This is a genomic window from Rhodanobacter sp. DHG33 (assembly GCF_014843005.1).
In the GTDB taxonomy this organism is placed as follows: Bacteria; Pseudomonadota; Gammaproteobacteria; order Xanthomonadales; family Rhodanobacteraceae; genus Rhodanobacter_A.
Map to the genome: position 1 here is coordinate 569,780 of NZ_JACYXM010000004.1, position 14,691 is coordinate 584,470.

At 63.9% G+C, this 14,691-nt stretch carries 27 protein-coding genes and 1 pseudogene; all 28 read right to left on the bottom strand.

The features are described from left to right. Window positions 1-75: 75 nt before the first annotated feature. On the bottom strand, window positions 76-462 hold the full coding sequence (gene rplQ, locus IHE46_RS10460) for a 50S ribosomal protein L17 (RefSeq protein WP_192164564.1): 387 nt from the start codon (window positions 460-462) through the stop codon (window positions 76-78). Between the two features lie 242 nt (window positions 463-704). Then, window positions 705-1,703 carry a DNA-directed RNA polymerase subunit alpha gene (gene rpoA, locus IHE46_RS10465; protein ID WP_181301024.1) on the bottom strand — a complete coding sequence of 333 codons (999 nt, stop codon included), beginning with the start codon at window positions 1,701-1,703 and terminating at the stop codon, window positions 705-707. A 15-nt stretch (window positions 1,704-1,718) separates the two neighbouring features. Next, window positions 1,719-2,345, bottom strand: a complete 627-nt coding sequence (gene rpsD / locus IHE46_RS10470) for a 30S ribosomal protein S4 (RefSeq protein WP_192164565.1) — start codon at window positions 2,343-2,345, stop codon at window positions 1,719-1,721. An 11-nt stretch (window positions 2,346-2,356) separates the two neighbouring features. After that, entirely contained in the window at window positions 2,357-2,743 is a 387-nt protein-coding gene (rpsK, locus tag IHE46_RS10475; RefSeq protein ID WP_007513384.1) for a 30S ribosomal protein S11, read from the bottom strand. A gap of 12 nt (window positions 2,744-2,755) precedes the next feature. After that, entirely contained in the window at window positions 2,756-3,112 is a 357-nt protein-coding gene (gene rpsM, locus IHE46_RS10480; RefSeq protein ID WP_192105753.1) for a 30S ribosomal protein S13, read from the bottom strand. A 137-nt stretch (window positions 3,113-3,249) separates the two neighbouring features. Then, window positions 3,250-4,572 (bottom strand): preprotein translocase subunit SecY, encoded by a 1,323-nt coding sequence (gene secY / locus IHE46_RS10485; RefSeq protein WP_192164566.1) that lies wholly within the window; start codon window positions 4,570-4,572, stop codon window positions 3,250-3,252. A 4-nt stretch (window positions 4,573-4,576) separates the two neighbouring features. After that, entirely contained in the window at window positions 4,577-5,014 is a 438-nt protein-coding gene (gene rplO, locus IHE46_RS10490) for a 50S ribosomal protein L15 (RefSeq protein WP_192164620.1), read from the bottom strand. Beyond that, window positions 5,011-5,208 (bottom strand): 50S ribosomal protein L30, encoded by a 198-nt coding sequence (rpmD, locus tag IHE46_RS10495; protein ID WP_181301009.1) that lies wholly within the window; start codon window positions 5,206-5,208, stop codon window positions 5,011-5,013. Before rpmD ends, rplO begins: the two co-directional genes overlap by 4 nt. Continuing rightward, window positions 5,201-5,710: a 30S ribosomal protein S5 gene (rpsE, locus tag IHE46_RS10500; RefSeq protein ID WP_192157037.1), complete on the bottom strand. Its 510-nt coding sequence runs from the start codon at window positions 5,708-5,710 to the stop codon at window positions 5,201-5,203. The genes rpmD and rpsE overlap by 8 nt, the downstream gene beginning before the upstream one ends. A 131-nt stretch (window positions 5,711-5,841) precedes the next feature. Then, on the bottom strand, window positions 5,842-6,195 hold the full coding sequence (gene rplR / locus IHE46_RS10505; RefSeq protein ID WP_192164567.1) for a 50S ribosomal protein L18: 354 nt from the start codon (window positions 6,193-6,195) through the stop codon (window positions 5,842-5,844). Between the two features lie 48 nt (window positions 6,196-6,243). Then, the gene (gene rplF, locus IHE46_RS10510; protein ID WP_192164568.1) at window positions 6,244-6,771 is read right to left on the bottom strand and encodes a 50S ribosomal protein L6; all 528 of its coding nucleotides are present in this window, start codon (window positions 6,769-6,771) and stop codon (window positions 6,244-6,246) included. Window positions 6,772-6,781: 10 nt separating this feature from the next. Next, entirely contained in the window at window positions 6,782-7,177 is a 396-nt protein-coding gene (gene rpsH, locus IHE46_RS10515; RefSeq protein WP_192164569.1) for a 30S ribosomal protein S8, read from the bottom strand. A 220-nt stretch (window positions 7,178-7,397) separates the two neighbouring features. Further along, a complete protein-coding gene (rpsN, locus tag IHE46_RS10520; RefSeq protein ID WP_192164570.1) occupies window positions 7,398-7,703 on the bottom strand; it encodes a 30S ribosomal protein S14 in 306 nt (101 codons plus the stop codon). A gap of 34 nt (window positions 7,704-7,737) precedes the next feature. After that, window positions 7,738-8,277, bottom strand: a complete 540-nt coding sequence (rplE, locus tag IHE46_RS10525) for a 50S ribosomal protein L5 (RefSeq protein ID WP_192164571.1) — start codon at window positions 8,275-8,277, stop codon at window positions 7,738-7,740. 11 nt (window positions 8,278-8,288) lie between these two features. Further along, window positions 8,289-8,603: a 50S ribosomal protein L24 gene (gene rplX / locus IHE46_RS10530; protein WP_192164572.1), complete on the bottom strand. Its 315-nt coding sequence runs from the start codon at window positions 8,601-8,603 to the stop codon at window positions 8,289-8,291. Window positions 8,604-8,617: 14 nt separating this feature from the next. Continuing rightward, a complete protein-coding gene (gene rplN / locus IHE46_RS10535; protein WP_007513359.1) occupies window positions 8,618-8,986 on the bottom strand; it encodes a 50S ribosomal protein L14 in 369 nt (122 codons plus the stop codon). A 15-nt stretch (window positions 8,987-9,001) separates the two neighbouring features. Next, window positions 9,002-9,262, bottom strand: coding sequence for a 30S ribosomal protein S17 (gene rpsQ / locus IHE46_RS10540; RefSeq protein ID WP_192164573.1), 261 nt, complete (start codon window positions 9,260-9,262; stop codon window positions 9,002-9,004). A gap of 12 nt (window positions 9,263-9,274) precedes the next feature. Further along, on the bottom strand, window positions 9,275-9,460 hold the full coding sequence (rpmC, locus tag IHE46_RS10545) for a 50S ribosomal protein L29 (protein WP_192105763.1): 186 nt from the start codon (window positions 9,458-9,460) through the stop codon (window positions 9,275-9,277). 1 nt (window position 9,461) lies between these two features. After that, on the bottom strand, window positions 9,462-9,875 hold the full coding sequence (gene rplP / locus IHE46_RS10550; protein ID WP_181300984.1) for a 50S ribosomal protein L16: 414 nt from the start codon (window positions 9,873-9,875) through the stop codon (window positions 9,462-9,464). 11 nt (window positions 9,876-9,886) lie between these two features. Continuing rightward, entirely contained in the window at window positions 9,887-10,651 is a 765-nt protein-coding gene (rpsC, locus tag IHE46_RS10555; protein ID WP_192164574.1) for a 30S ribosomal protein S3, read from the bottom strand. 13 nt (window positions 10,652-10,664) lie between these two features. Continuing rightward, window positions 10,665-11,000, bottom strand: coding sequence for a 50S ribosomal protein L22 (gene rplV / locus IHE46_RS10560; protein ID WP_192157051.1), 336 nt, complete (start codon window positions 10,998-11,000; stop codon window positions 10,665-10,667). Next, window positions 11,000-11,272 carry a 30S ribosomal protein S19 gene (gene rpsS / locus IHE46_RS10565; protein WP_077481308.1) on the bottom strand — a complete coding sequence of 91 codons (273 nt, stop codon included), beginning with the start codon at window positions 11,270-11,272 and terminating at the stop codon, window positions 11,000-11,002. Before rpsS ends, rplV begins: the two co-directional genes overlap by 1 nt. Before the next feature lie 12 nt (window positions 11,273-11,284). Continuing rightward, complete coding sequence (rplB, locus tag IHE46_RS10570; RefSeq protein ID WP_192164575.1) at window positions 11,285-12,106, bottom strand: 50S ribosomal protein L2; 822 nt, start codon at window positions 12,104-12,106, stop codon at window positions 11,285-11,287. A 17-nt stretch (window positions 12,107-12,123) separates the two neighbouring features. Then, entirely contained in the window at window positions 12,124-12,417 is a 294-nt protein-coding gene (gene rplW, locus IHE46_RS10575) for a 50S ribosomal protein L23 (RefSeq protein WP_192164576.1), read from the bottom strand. Next, window positions 12,414-13,016: a 50S ribosomal protein L4 gene (gene rplD, locus IHE46_RS10580; RefSeq protein ID WP_192164577.1), complete on the bottom strand. Its 603-nt coding sequence runs from the start codon at window positions 13,014-13,016 to the stop codon at window positions 12,414-12,416. The genes rplW and rplD overlap by 4 nt, the downstream gene beginning before the upstream one ends. Before the next feature lie 11 nt (window positions 13,017-13,027). Further along, window positions 13,028-13,669, bottom strand: a complete 642-nt coding sequence (gene rplC / locus IHE46_RS10585; RefSeq protein ID WP_192164578.1) for a 50S ribosomal protein L3 — start codon at window positions 13,667-13,669, stop codon at window positions 13,028-13,030. Window positions 13,670-13,689: 20 nt separating this feature from the next. Then, window positions 13,690-14,001, bottom strand: a complete 312-nt coding sequence (rpsJ, locus tag IHE46_RS10590; protein WP_014402136.1) for a 30S ribosomal protein S10 — start codon at window positions 13,999-14,001, stop codon at window positions 13,690-13,692. Between the two features lie 405 nt (window positions 14,002-14,406). Continuing rightward, window positions 14,407-14,691 (bottom strand): annotated as a pseudogene (tuf, locus tag IHE46_RS10595) (elongation factor Tu); the annotation flags it as partial.

Genomic DNA, 14,691 nt, shown 5'->3' on the forward strand with positions numbered 1-14,691 from the left:
CGCAAAAGAAAACCCCGGCAGGTCGCCCGGCCGGGGTTTTCTTTTGGACGTCTGGATGTCCGTATGTCGCGAGGCTTACTCGGCGTCGGCGGCTTCGACAGCCTGAGGGCGGCCGACCAGCTCGACATAGGCCATCGGGGCGTTGTCGCCGTCGCGGAAACCGCACTTCAGGATGCGCAGGTAACCGCCGGGACGCTCGCGGTAACGCGGGCCCAGCTCGACGAACAGCTTGCCGACCGCTTCCTTGTCGCGCAGGCGCGCGAAAGCGAGGCGGCGGTTGGCGACGCCGTCGGTCTTGGCCAAGGTGATCAGCGGCTCGGCGACGCGGCGCAGTTCCTTGGCCTTAGGCAGGGTGGTACGGATCAGCTCGTGCTTGAACAGCGACGAAGCCATGTTCTTGAACATCGCTTCACGGTGGGCGCTGGTGCGGTTGAGCTTGCGACCGGATTTCATGTGGCGCATGGCGAATACTCTCTATGTGGTCTGTTGTTATGAAGCGTTGGCACCTATGTCCAACACCCCGCGGTTACCCGCTTTTATGGCCTCATCGAAGCGAGGCTCTTTTTAAAATCCCCATCGGAGCAAAAGCTCATGTGAGGAGTGCGGCCATGGATGGCCGCTTTTAGCACTCAACCGGAGCGCAAGATGCACTCCGGTTGAGGGTTTGCTACATGGCGATCAAGGACGATCGCACAAACAACTCATTAACCAAGTTGCATGCCGTGCGAGAGACCGGCCGGCGGCCAGTTCTCGAGCTTCATGCCCAGGGCCAGGCCGCGCGAGCCAAGGACGTCCTTGATCTCGGTGAGCGACTTCTTGCCCAGGTTCGGCGTCTTCAGCAGCTCGACTTCCGTCTTCTGCACCAGGTCGCCGATGTAGTAGATGCTCTCGGCCTTCAGGCAGTTCGCCGAACGCACGGTGAGCTCCAGATCGTCGATCGGACGCAGCAGCAGCGGATCGAAACCGCTCTTCTCGGCCTTGTCGGTAGCGCTCTCGCGACGCGAGAAGTCACCGAACACGGACAGCTGGTCGTTGATGATCTCGGCCGCCTTGCGCACCGCGTCCTCGGCACCGATGGTGCCGTTGGTCTCGATGTCCAGCACGAGCTTGTCGAGGTTGGTGCGCTGCTCGACGCGAGCGGCGTCCACTTCGTAAGCCACGCGCAGCACCGGCGCGAACGAGGCGTCGAGCTGCAGGCGACCGATCGGGCGAGCCTCGTCGTCCGGATGGACGCGGGAGCTGGCCGGCTGGTAACCCACGCCGCGACGCACCTTCAGGCGCATGTTGAGCGCGATATCCTTGGTCAGGTGGCAGATCACGTGCTCGGGGTTGATGATTTCCACCGAGTGGTCGACGACGATGTCGCCGGCCGTGACCACGCCCTTGCCCTTCTTGGACAGGGTAAGAGTGACTTCGTCGCCGGTGTGCTGGCGAATCGCCACGTCCTTGAGGTTCAGCAGGACTTCGATCACGTCCTCCTGCAGACCCTCAAGCGTGGTGTATTCGTGCAGCACGCCGTCGATCTCGACCTCGACGATGGCGCTGCCGGGGATCGAGGAAAGCAGGACGCGACGGAGCGCGTTGCCCAGGGTGTGACCGAAACCGCGCTCGAGCGGTTCGACCACCACCTTGGCGCGGTTGGCGCCAAGCTGTTCGACGCTGAGGCCACGCGGCCGCAGCACGCTAGTAGACGAAACTGCCATGCAGGGCTCCGGTGATTACTTCGAGTAAAGTTCGACGATCAGGGCTTCGTTGATGTCGGACGGCAGATCGCCGCGATCCGGCACCGCCTTGAACGTGCCTTCGAACTTCTTGCTGTCGACTTCGACCCAACCCGGACGCAGGTCCATGGTGTCGAACACGGTCGCCGCTTCCTGCACGCGCAGCTGGGCGCGGGCGCGCTCGGTCAGCGCAATCGCGTCGCCGGGCTTGACCTGGTAGGACGGGATGTTGACCTTCTTGCCGTTGACCAGCACCGCCTTGTGCGAAACCAGCTGGCGGGCCTGGGCGCGGGTGACCGCGAAACCCATGCGGTAGACGACGTTGTCCAGACGGCTCTCGAGCAGGCGCAGCAGGTTCTCGCCGGTGTTGCCCTTGAGGGTCGAAGCCTTGGTGTAGTAGTTGCCGAACTGGCGCTCGAGCACACCGTAGATGCGCTTGACCTTCTGCTTCTCGCGCAGCTGGACGGCGTAGTCGGACATGCGCATGCGCTTGTTGGCGCCGTGCTGGCCGGGCTTGTTCTCCAGCTTGCACTTGGAGTCGATCGCGCGTGCCGGGCTCTTGAGGCTCAGGTCGGCGCCTTCGCGGCGGGCGAGCTTGCAGGTAGCTCCACGATAACGTGCCATGGTTGTGCTCCTTAGACTCGACGCTTCTTGGGGGGACGGCAGCCGTTGTGCGGAATCGGCGTGACGTCGATGATGTTGAGCACCTTGTAACCCAAGGCGTTCAGCGAACGCACGGCCGACTCACGACCCGGGCCCGGGCCCTTGATGCGCACTTCCACGGTCTTCACGCCGTAGTCGCCGGCGGCACGACCAGCCTTCTCGGCGGCGACCTGGGCAGCGAACGGGGTCGACTTGCGCGAACCGCGGAAACCCGCGCCGCCGGCAGTCGCCCACGACAGGGCGTTGCCCTGGCGATCGGTGATGGTGACGATGGTGTTGTTGAAGGAGGCCTGCACGTGGGCCACGGCATCCGTGACAACGCGCTTGATCTTCTTCTTGGTCTTGACAGGCTTGGCCATATTCTCGATCCGTTACTTCTTGATGGCGCGACGCGGACCCTTGCGGGTGCGTGCGTTGGTACGCGTGCGCTGGCCGCGCACCGGCAGGCCGCGACGATGGCGCAGGCCGCGATAGCAGCCCAGATCCATCAGGCGCTTGATGGCCATGCCCACTTCGCGGCGCAGATCGCCTTCCACGACGTACTTGGCGATTTCCGCGCGAAGCTTTTCCACTTCGCCTTCACTGAGCGACTTGATCTGGGTGGTCGGAACCACGCCAGCGTCCACGCAGACCTTCTTGGCCCGGCTGCGGCCAATGCCATAAATGCTCTGCAGACCAACCCAGACATGCTTCTGGACCGGCAAATTGACACCTGCGATGCGCGCCATGATGTGCTTTCTCCGAGTGCTTTCGTGCGCGGTAAACGCGCAATTCTATCTTGAATCAACTTGTCAGGAAAGCCCTGCGGCGCTCAACGCCGCCTGACCCTCCGGGTTTTCGACCCTTCTCCCGCGTCCAGCAGCCACTAGTTGCGACGGAGATTGGCCTTCTTGAGCAAACTTTCGTACTGGTGGCTGACCAGGTGCGCCTGCACCTGCGAGGTGAAGTCCATCACCACGACCACCACGATCAGCAGCGACGTGCCACCGAAGTAGAACGGCACATGCCAGAACTTCTGCATGAACGACGGCACCAGACAGACCAGCACCAGGTACAGCGCGCCCACACCGGTCAGGCGGGTGATCACGCCGTCGATGTAGCCGGCCGTGGCGCGGCCCGGACGGATGCCCGGGATCAGCGCGCCGGAGCGCTTCAGGTTGTCCGCCGTCTCTTCCGAGTTGAACACGATGGCGGTGTAGAAGAACGCAAAACCGATCACCAGCACCGCATAGACGATGGCCCACAGCGGCTCGCCCGGGCTCAGCGCCTGGGTCAGGTCCTGCAGCCAGCGCGACTGATGGCCGGCGCCGAACCAGCTCACGGCCGTCGCCGGGAACATCAGCAGGCTGGACGCGAAGATCGGCGGAATCACGCCCGACATGTTGATCTTCAGCGGCAGGCTGGAGCTCTGGTTCTGGTAACCGCGCTGGCCACCGGAGCGGCGCGCATAGTTGATCGTGATCTTTCGTTGCGCGCGCTCCATGAACACGCAGAACGCCGTGACGCCGAGCACGATCGCAAACACCACCAACAGCATCAGCACCGAGAGCTCGCCATTGCTGGACATGCCCAGGGTATGCACCACCGCGCCCGGCAGGCCTGCGACGATACCCGCGAAGATCAGCAGCGAAATGCCGTTGCCGATGCCGCGCTCGGTCATCTGCTCGCCCAGCCACATCAGGAACATGGTGCCGGCCGTCAGGCCCACCACCGAAGCGAGCACAAAGCCGAAGCCCGGGGTGTAGACCACCGGCGCACCGCCCGCCGCGACCTGCTTCTGCAGCGCCACCGCGATGCCGAAGGACTGGAACAGCGCCAGGCCCACGGTGCCGATGCGGGTGTACATCGTCATCCGGCGCTTGCCAGACTCGCCTTCCTTGCGCAGCGCCTGCAGGCTCGGGACCACCGAGCCCATCATCTGGATCACGATGGACGCCGAGATGTACGGGACCACACCCAGCGCGAACACCGAGAAGCGCGCCAGCGCACCGCCCGAGAACATGTTGAACATGTCCATCAGGCCGTTGCCGTTGACCAGGTTGGTCATCGCGTCGGGATTCACGCCCGGCACGGGAATGAACGAGCCGAGGCGGAACACCAGCAGCGCACCGATCACGAAGAAGATGCGCTGACGGAGTTCGGTCAGCTTGCCGAGCTTGCCGAGTGCGCTGCCGTTGGCCTGGGCCACGCGATTACTCCACGCTGCCGCCGGCTGCCTCGATGGCAGCCTTGGCACCAGCCGTGGCCAGCAGGCCCGACAGCTTCACTGCACGACCGATTTCGCCCTTCAGCACCACTTTGACCTTCTTGGCGCGGCTGTCGATTAGGCCAGCCTTGTGCAGCTCGATCGCGTCGATCACGTCGGCCTTGAGGCTGGCGAGCTGGTACAGGAACACCTGCTGGCTCTCGGCCTTCAGCTTGGAGCGGAAGCCGACCTTGGGCAGGCGACGCTGCAGCGGCATCTGGCCGCCCTCGAAGCCGTACTTGTGGGTGCCGCCGGCGCGGGCGTGCTGACCCTTGTGACCGCGGCCGGCCGTCTTGCCGAGGCCCGAGCCGATACCACGACCCACGCGCAGACGCGTCTTGCGCGAACCGGCGGCGGGCTTGATGTCGTTGAGACGCATGATTATTCCTCCACCTGAACCAGGTAGTAGACCGTGTTGATCAGACCGCGCACCTGCGGGCTGTCCTTCAGCTCGCGGACGTCGTTGGTCTTGTTCAGGCCCAGCGCCTTGACGCTGAGGCGATGCCGCGCCTGCACGCCGCGCAGGCCCTTCACCAAGCGCACGCGCACGGTGCCGGCGGTTTCGTTCTTCTTAGCCATTGCCCAGCACCTCTTCCACGGTCTTGCCACGCTTGGCGGCGATCTGCTTCGGCGAAGCGACAGCCTGGAGGCCCTTGATGGTGGCGCGCACCAGGTTGATCGGGTTGCGCGAACCGACGGCCTTGGCCAGCACGTTCTTCACGCCGACCACTTCCAGCACGGCGCGCATGGCACCGCCGGCGATCACGCCGGTACCTTCGGAGGCCGGCTGCATGTAGACGCGGGCCGCACCGTGGTTGGCCTTGATGGCGTACCACAGGGTGCCGTTGTTCAGGTCGATGTTCACCATGTTGCGGCGGGCGCGCTCCATGGCCTTGGAGATGGCGACCGGCACTTCGCGCGCCTTGCCATAGCCGAAGCCAACCTTGCCCTCGCCGTCGCCGACCACGGTCAGCGCGGTGAAGCTCATCTGGCGGCCACCCTTGACGGTCTTGGCCACGCGGTTCACGGCAATCAGCTTCTCGAGCAGGCCGTCTGAATTTTCACGATCAGTCGAAGACATAGTCTTTTCCGTATGCCCGGATCATCCGGGACTTTTGCTTGCGGCTGGGCCGCTTGGAGTTGTTTTGGTCGATTCACGACACGGCATCCATGCCGCGAAAGCTGCCCGGCCGTCCTGGCCGGGCTCTTCAATCAGAACTTCAGGCCAGCTTCGCGGGCAGCGTCAGCCAACGCCTTGATGCGGCCGTGGAAGCGGAAGCCGGAGCGGTCGAACGCCACCGACTCCACGCCGGCAGCGAGCGCGCGCTCGGCGACAGCCTTGCCCACTGCAGCGGCGGCGGTCAGGTTCTTGGTGCCCTTCAGGCCCTCGGCGACCGACTTCTGCACGGTGGAGGCAGCGGCCACCACGTTGTCGCCGGAGGCGTCGAACACCTGGGCGTAAAGATGCTGGCCGGTGCGATGCACCGACAGGCGAGCTACGCCCAGCTTGCGGATGTGCGCGCGCGTGGACTTGGCACGGCGCAGGCGGGATTCGTTCTTGTTCATCTGTCTGTTCCTCGAAAGCGGATCGGCTTGTGTGAGCGGTTAACTCACTTACGCCTTCTTGGCTTCCTTCAGGGTGATCTTCTCGCCGGCATAGCGCACGCCCTTGCCCTTGTAGGGCTCCGGCGAACGGAAGGCGCGGATCTTGGCGGCTACCTGGCCCACCACCTGCTTGTCGGCACCCTTGATGAGGATTTCCGTCTGCGTGGGGGTTTCCAGGGTGATGCCCGCCGGAGCCTCGAACACCACCGGGTGCGAGAAGCCCAGGCTCAGGTTGAGCGCCTTGCCGGCCATGGACGCGCGGTAACCCACGCCGACCAGTTCCAGCTTGCGCTCGTAACCTTCGGACACGCCCTTGACCATGTTCGCCAGCAGCGCACGCGCCGTACCGCCGAACTTGTCGTCGGCGCCTTCGGCCAACTGGATGTTGACGGCTTCGCCGTCCACCTTGATCGAAACGCCGGGCAGCGCGTGGATGGACAGGGTCCCCTTCGGGCCCTTCACGGAAACGCCGTCGGCCGCAGCCTTCAGCTCCACGCCCTTCGGCAGGTTGATCGTCTTCTTGGCAACACGTGACATCGTCGGCTCCTTAAGCGACCTGGCCGATGACTTCGCCGCCCAGACCCTTGGCACGGGCCTGCGCGTCGGTCAGCAGACCGGCGGACGTCGAGATGATCGAGATGCCCAGACCACCGAGCACCTTCGGCAATTCATCCTTGCCGCGGTAGATGCGCAGGCCGGAACGGCTGACGCGGGAAATGGAGTCGATGGCCGGACGGCCTTCGAAATACTTCAAGCGGATTTCGAGAACGGGCTTGCCTTCCGCCTGGGCGGTCTGCACGTCGAGAACGTAGCCTTCGTTCTTGAGAAGGTTGGCGATGGCCACCTTCAGCTTCGACGACGGCATGCTCACCGTCTGCTTGCCCATCAGCTGGGCATTGCGGACACGCGTAAACATGTCGGCGATGGGATCAGTCATGCTCATGAAAACATCCTTCAGAGTGCACCGATATCCGATAAAACCGGAAATCTTCTAGATTGTGATGCCGACAAGGCGGCAGCCTGCGTTGCGCAGACCGACGACTATAGCAGCTTTTTCCGGCTTTGCGAATATCGGCGCGGGAATTGCGCCGACGGCGGCAGCCTTGCAGGCCTGCCGCCGCATCGGGTCGGGCGGAATCGTCCGCCCTGCCCCAGTTTGGGTCTTACCAGCTGGCCTTGCGCAGGCCCGGCACGTCACCACGCATGGTGGCTTCGCGGAGCTTGTTGCGGCCGAGGTTGAACTTGGCGTACACGGCGCGCGGACGACCGGTCAGGGCGCAACGGGTGCGCTGACGGATCGGGCTGGCGTCGCGCGGCAGCTTCTGCAGCTTGCCCTGCGCATCCATCTTCTCCTCGTAGGAGGCGGTGGTGCTCAGCACGATCGCCTTCAGTTCGGCGCGCTTGGCGGCGTACTTCTTGACGAGCTTGGTCCGCTTGATGTCGCGGTTGACCATCGAGGTCTTTGCCATATCTATTCTCTCGCGTCTATCAGTTACAGCGCGCTTAATTGCGGAAGGGGAAGCTGAAGGCTTCCAGCAGCGCCTTGGCCTCGGCGTCGGTCTTCGCGGTCGTGGTGATCGCGATGTCCATGCCACGCATCGCATCGACGGCGTCGAAGTCGATTTCCGGGAAGATGATCTGTTCCTTCACGCCGAAGTTGAAGTTGCCACGGCCGTCGAAGGCGCGGCCCGACACGCCGCGGAAGTCGCGGGTACGGGGCAGCGAGATGTTGATCAGGCGGTCCAGGAACTCGAACATCTGGGCGCGGCGCAGGGTGACCTTGCAGCCGATCGGCCAGCCGTCGCGGATCTTGAACGAGGCCACGGAAACGCGCGCCTTGGTCGTGATCGGCTTCTGGCCCGAGATCTTCGCCATGTCGGCCACGGCGTTCTCGAGGATCTTCTTGTTGCCCGCGGCTTCGCCCACGCCCATGTTCAGCGTGATCTTGGTGATGCGGGGAACCTGCATCACGTTCTGGTAGCCGAACTTCTCGGTGAGCTTCGGCACTACCTGCTCTTTGTAAAACGTCTCAAGGCGCGTCATGTCATTAATCCTTACGCGTCCACGACCTCGCCACTCGAACGGAACACGCGGACCTTGCGCCCATCATTGAGCGTCTTGGTGCCAACGCGTTCACCCTTGTTCGTGGCGGGGTTGAACAGCTGCACATTGGAGAGATGGATCGAGGCCTCGCGTTCGACGATGCCGCCGGCCTGGTTGGCCTGCGGATTCGGCTTGGTATGGCGCTTGATCAGGTTCACGTTGGAGACGAACACGCGCTCGCCTTCCACGCGCAGCACTTCGCCGCGCTGACCCTTGTTTTTGCCGGTGATCACGAGGACCTGATCACCCTTGCGGATACGGTTCATGTTCAGGACCTCGCTCAGAGCACTTCGGGCGCGAGCGAGACGATCTTCATGAACTTCTCGCTGCGCAGCTCGCGGGTGACCGGCCCGAAAATACGGGTGCCGATCGGCTCGAGCTTGTTGTTGAGGAGCACCGCTGCATTGCCGTCGAAACGGATCAGCGAGCCATCGGGACGACGCACACCCTTGGCGGTACGCACCACCACGGCGTTGTACACCTCGCCCTTCTTCACCTTGCCGCGCGGAATGGCATCCTTCACGGTGACCTTGATCACGTCACCGATCGCGGCGTAACGGCGCTTGGAGCCGCCGAGCACCTTGATGCACATCAGTTCCTTGGCACCGCTGTTGTCCGCCGCGGAGAGCGTGCTTTGCATCTGGATCATGTCTGCACCCTCCTCTTAGACGACCGCGCGGGTGACGATTTCGACCACGCGGTGATGCTTGGTCTTGGACAGCGGACGGCATTCGGCGATGCGCACGAGGTCGCCCTCGTTCGCGCCGAGGTCGTCCTGCGCGTGCAGCTTGGTCGACCGGCGCACGATCTTGCCCAGCAGGCCGTGCTGCACCTGGCGCTCGATCAGGACGGTGACCGTCTTGTCCATCTTGTTGCTGATGACGCGACCTTCGAGGGTACGCGCCTGCTTCTGGTTGTCGCTCATATCGGCGGTCCCTTACTTCTTGCCGCCGAGCACGAACTTCGTGCGGGCGATGTCGCGCCGGACGCGGCGCAGCTGATGCGGCTGATTGAGCTGGCCGGCACCCTTCTGCATGCGCAGATTGAACTGTTCCTTGCGCAGGTCCAGCAGGTGCTGATTGAGCTCTTCGGCCGACTTGGTGGTCAGATCTTTGATGGCCATATCACATCACCGCCCGGGTCACGAACTGGGTCTGCACCGAGAGCTTGGCGGCGGCCAGGCGGAACGCCTCGCGTGCCGAAACCTCGTCGATGCCCTCGATTTCATAAAGCATGCGGCCGGGCTGGATCGGGGCGACCCAGAACTCCACGCCACCCTTGCCGGCGCCCATACGCACTTCGATCGGCTTCTTGGTGATCGGCTTGTCCGGGAACACGCGGATCCACAGCTTGCCGCCACGCTTCACGAAGCGGGTGATGCAACGGCGGCCAGCCTCGATCTGGCGCGCGGTCAGCGCGCCATGGGTGGTCGCCTTCAGGCCGAATTCGCCGAAGCTGACGAGGTTGGCGCATTGCGCCAGACCGTCGTTACGGCCCTTGAACTGCTTGCGGTATTTGGTTCGCTTGGGTTGCAACATGGCAACTCTCCTTACTTCGCCGAGCGCTCGCGACGGCCTTCGCCATCACGATCACGACGCGGTTCGCGGTCACGACGGCCTTCGCCACCCTCGCGGCGCGACGACGGCGCCGGGGACTCGTCCTTCGGCTCCTGGCCGATCTGGGTCACGTCGAAGATCTCGCCCTTGTAGACCCACACCTTGATGCCGATGATGCCGTACTGGGTCTTCGCCTCGGCGGTGCCGTAGTCGATGTCCGCACGCAGAGTGTGCAGCGGCACACGACCTTCGCGGGCCCACTCGGAGCGGGCGATCTCGGCGCCGTTCAGACGGCCGGACACGTTGATCTTGATGCCCAGCGCGCCCAGGCGCATCGCATTGCCGACCGAGCGCTTCATCGCGCGGCGGAACATGATGCGGCGCTCGAGCTGCTGCGCGATCGACTCGGCCACCAGCTGGGCGTCCAGCTCGGGCTTGCGCACTTCATTGACGTTGATGTGCGTCGGGACGCCCATCAGGTCGCTGACTTCCTTGCGCAGCTTCTCGATATCCTCGCCCTTCTTGCCGATCACCACGCCCGGACGGGCGGTGTGGATCGTCACGCGCGCGGTCTTGGCCGGACGCTCGATCTGGATCTTCGAGATGCCGGCGGCAGCCAGCTTCTTCTTCAGCATCTCGCGGACCTTGATGTCCGCCACGAGATACTTCGCGTAGTCGCCCTTGTTGGCGTACCACTTGGCGTTCCAGTCCTTGGCGATGCCGAGGCGGATGCCGGTGGGATGAACTTTGTGACCCATCGTCTTCTTCCTCTTACTCGCCAACGACCACGGTGATGTGGCTGGTGCGCTTCAGGATGCGGGAACCGCGGCCTTTGGCCCGGGCATACATGCGCTTCATCGCCGGACCTTCGTCCACGAAGATGCGCGAGACCTTCAGCTCGTCGACATCGGCGCCGAGATTGTTCTCGGCGTTGGCGACGGCCGACAGCAGCACCTTGCGGACAATGTGCGCGGCCTTCTTGTTGGTGAACTGGAGCACGTCGCTGGCCCGGCCCACGGGCATGCCGCGGACCAGGTCTGCCACCAGGCGTGCCTTCTGCGCCGAGATGCGGGCGCTGCGCAGGATCGCTTTGGCTTCGGTGCTCATCACTTGCCCTTCTTGTCGCCGACGTGGCCCTTGAAGGTGCGGGTCACCGCGAACTCGCCGAGCTTATGCCCGACCATGTTCTCGTTGACGAGCACCGGCACGTGCTGGCGGCCGTTGTGGATGGCGATGGTCAGGCCCACCATTTCGGGCAGGATCATCGAGCGGCGCGACCAGGTCTTGATCGGACGCTTGTTGTTGGCGGAAACCGCGGCTTCCACCTTCTTGGCGAGGTGAAGGTCGACGAACGGACCTTTCTTAAGAGAGCGTGGCATGTCGGGTTCCTGTTACTTGCGACGACGCACGATGAACTGCTGCGTGCGCTTGTTGTTGCGGGTCTTGTAACCCTTGGTCGGCGTACCCCACGGGCTGACCGGATGACGGCCACCGGAGGTACGGCCTTCACCACCGCCGTGCGGATGGTCGACCGGGTTCATGACGACGCCGCGAACGGTCGGACGGATGCCCTTCCAGCGCTTGGCGCCGGCCTTGCCGAGCTTCTTCAGGCTGTGCTCGCCGTTGCCGACTTCACCGATGGTGGCGCGGCATTCGACCGGCACGCGGCGCATTTCGCCGGAGCGCAGGCGCAGCGTGGCGTAGCCGGACTCGCGGGCCACCAGCTGCACCGAGGCGCCGGCGGAACGAGCGATCTGCGCGCCCTTGCCGGGCTTCATCTCGATGCAGTGGATCGTGGAACCCACCGGGATGCTGCGCAGCTGCAGGCAGTTGCCGACCTTGATCGGCGCGTCGTGGCCGGACAGCAGACGGTCGCCCACCTGCACACCCTTCGGCGCGATGATGTAGCGGCGCTCGCCGTCGGCGTAGCACAGCAGCGCGATGTGCGCGGTGCGGTTCGGATCGTATTCGATGCGCTCGACCTTGGCGGCAATGCCTTCCTTGTCGCGCTTGAAGTCGATGATGCGGTAAGCCTGCTTGTGACCGCCGCCGCGATGACGCGTGGTGATGCGACCGAAATGGTTGCGACCACCCGTCTTCGACTGGCTTTCGGTCAACGGCGCATAGGGAGCGCCCTTGTGCAGCCCCTCGGTGCGGACGCTGACAGCGTCACGACGACCCGGCGAGGTTGGCTTGTGATTGATTAGTGCCATCTCGAGGAACTCCTGGCTCAGGCCTTGGCCGACACGTCGATGGTCTGGCCATCAGCGAGGCGCACGTAGGCCTTGCGCTTGCCCTGACGGCTACCGGCGCGGAAACGGAAGGACTTGGCCTTGCCCTTGCTGTTGACGAGGTTCACCTGCTCGACCTTGACGTCGAACATCTTCTCCACCGCCTCGCGGACATCGGCCTTGGTCGCCGTTGGGGCAACCACGAAAACGTACTGATTGTGCTCGCTGACGCGAGCCGACTTCTCGGAGATGTGCGGCGCGCGCAGCGTGTCGAGAATGCGTTCGTTGCTCATGCCAGCCACTCCTCGATCTTCTTCACGGCGTCGACGGTCATGACGATATGGTCGGAACCGACCAGGCTGACCGGGTTCAGCGCCATCACGTCCAGCACGTGCAGGTAGGGGATGTTGCGAGCGGCCAGGTACAGCGCCTCGTTCGCATCCTCGGAGACCAGCAGCACGCGACCGGAAACCTCGAGCTCCTTGAGCTTGGCGATCATCGCCTTGGTCTTGGGCTGGTCGACGCCGAAGCCCTCGACCACCTTCAGACGACCCTGACGGTTCAGCTCGGAAAGGATCGAGCGGATCGCGACGCGGTAGGCCTTGCGGTTGACCTTCTGCTCGTAGCTGCGCGGCTTCGCGGCAAAGGTCACGCCACCGCCCACGAAGATCGGGGCACGGTAGTCGCCGTGACGGGCGCCGCCACCCTTCTGCTTCTTGAACTTCTTAGTGGTACCCGACAGCTCACCACGCGACAGCTGCGCCTTGGTACCGGCGCGACCGCCGGCCTGGTACGCAACCACCACCTGGTGGATCAGGGCTTGCTTGAACTCGCCGCCGAACACTTCGTCCGACACGCTGAGCGGCTTGGCGCCAATGACATTCAGTTCCATGGCGTCTCTCCTCAACCCTTGGTGGTCGGACGGATGACGACGTCGCCGCCGGTCGCACCGGGGACAGCGCCCTTCACCGCGATCAGGTGACGCTCGGCGTCGACCTTGACCACTTCCAGACCCTGCTGCGTGCGGTTCACCGCACCCATGTGGCCCGACATCTTCTTGCCCGGGAACACGCGGCCCGGCGTCTGGCGCTGGCCGATCGAGCCCGGCGCGCGGTGCGACAGCGAGTTACCGTGCGTCGCGTCGCCCATCTTGAAGTTGTGGCGCTTGATGGTGCCCTGGAAGCCCTTGCCCTTCGAGACGCCGGCGACGTCGACGATCTGGCCGACCGAGAACACCTCGTCCGCCTTGATCTCCGCGCCCACGCTGTACTTGCCGAGGTCGTCGGCGGACACGCGGAACTCCCACAGGCCACGACCCGGCTCAACCTTGGCCTTGGCGTAATGGCCCTTCAGCGGCGCCGTCAGCAGGCTGGCGCGCTTCACGCCCGCCGCGACCTGCACCGCGCTGTAGCCATCGTTGTCTTCCGTCTTCAGCTGGGTGACGCGGTTCGGGGTCGCTTCAATCAGCGTCACCGGAATCGAGCGTCCGTCTTCAGTGAAGAGCCGGCTCATGCCGCACTTGCGGCCTACCAGTCCGATACTCATGTTCGTATCCTGTCTATCGCTCAACCGAGCTTGATCTGAACATCGACGCCAGCGGCGAGATCAAGCTTCATGAGCGCGTCCACGGTCTTGTCGTTGGGATCGACGATGTCGAGCACACGCTTGTGCGTACGGGTCTCGTACTGGTCGCGTGCGTCCTTGTCGACGTGCGGCGACACCAGAATGGTGTAACGCTCGATCTTGGTCGGGAGCGGGATGGGGCCGAGCACCGTGGCGCCCGTGCGCTTGGCCGTCTCGACGATCTCGCTGGCCGAACGGTCGATCAGACGATGATCGAACGCCTTGAGCCGAATGCGAATCTTCTGGTTCGCCATAAACCGTGTCCTGTTATCAAAAGAACTTGAATGTGCAACGAGGCGGCTTCTCACCGCATCGCACTGCTCTCTGGAACCATCAGGGCTGCACCGAGGCGAAACCCCAACCCGAAAAACGCCAAGCGAGCATCGGTCTGCTCGCCTGGCGCAAATCCTGCTGCGCAATTTGGCGTGGCGACGGGAATCAACCCGGAATCATGCCGAATGCGATGGCCGTCCACGGCCTGCGAACTCGAAGCACTTCCTGCGCCTCATTTCGCGGTGAGCCGGTCGAAATCAGATTCGCCCGGCAAGTGAGCTGCAAAGTATAACCACAAATTTTTCGCAAGGGAAGACCCAGGCGTCAATACGCCGGAATCCCCCTCAACGAAGCGGCGGGTCGGCATGCCGACCCGCCGCCAGGACTTACTTGATGACCTTGGCCACCACGCCGGCGCCGACCGTACGGCCGCCTTCGCGAATCGCGAAGCGCAGGCCCTGGTCCATCGCGATCGGGTGGATCAGCGTCACCGTCATCTTGATGTTGTCGCCCGGCATCACCATCTCCACGCCCTCCGGCAGCTGGATCGCGCCGGTCACGTCGGTGGTGCGGAAGTAGAACTGCGGACGGTAGCCCTTGAAGAACGGGGTATGACGGCCACCCTCGTCCTTCGACAGCACGTACACCTCAGCCTCGAAGTCCGTGTGCGG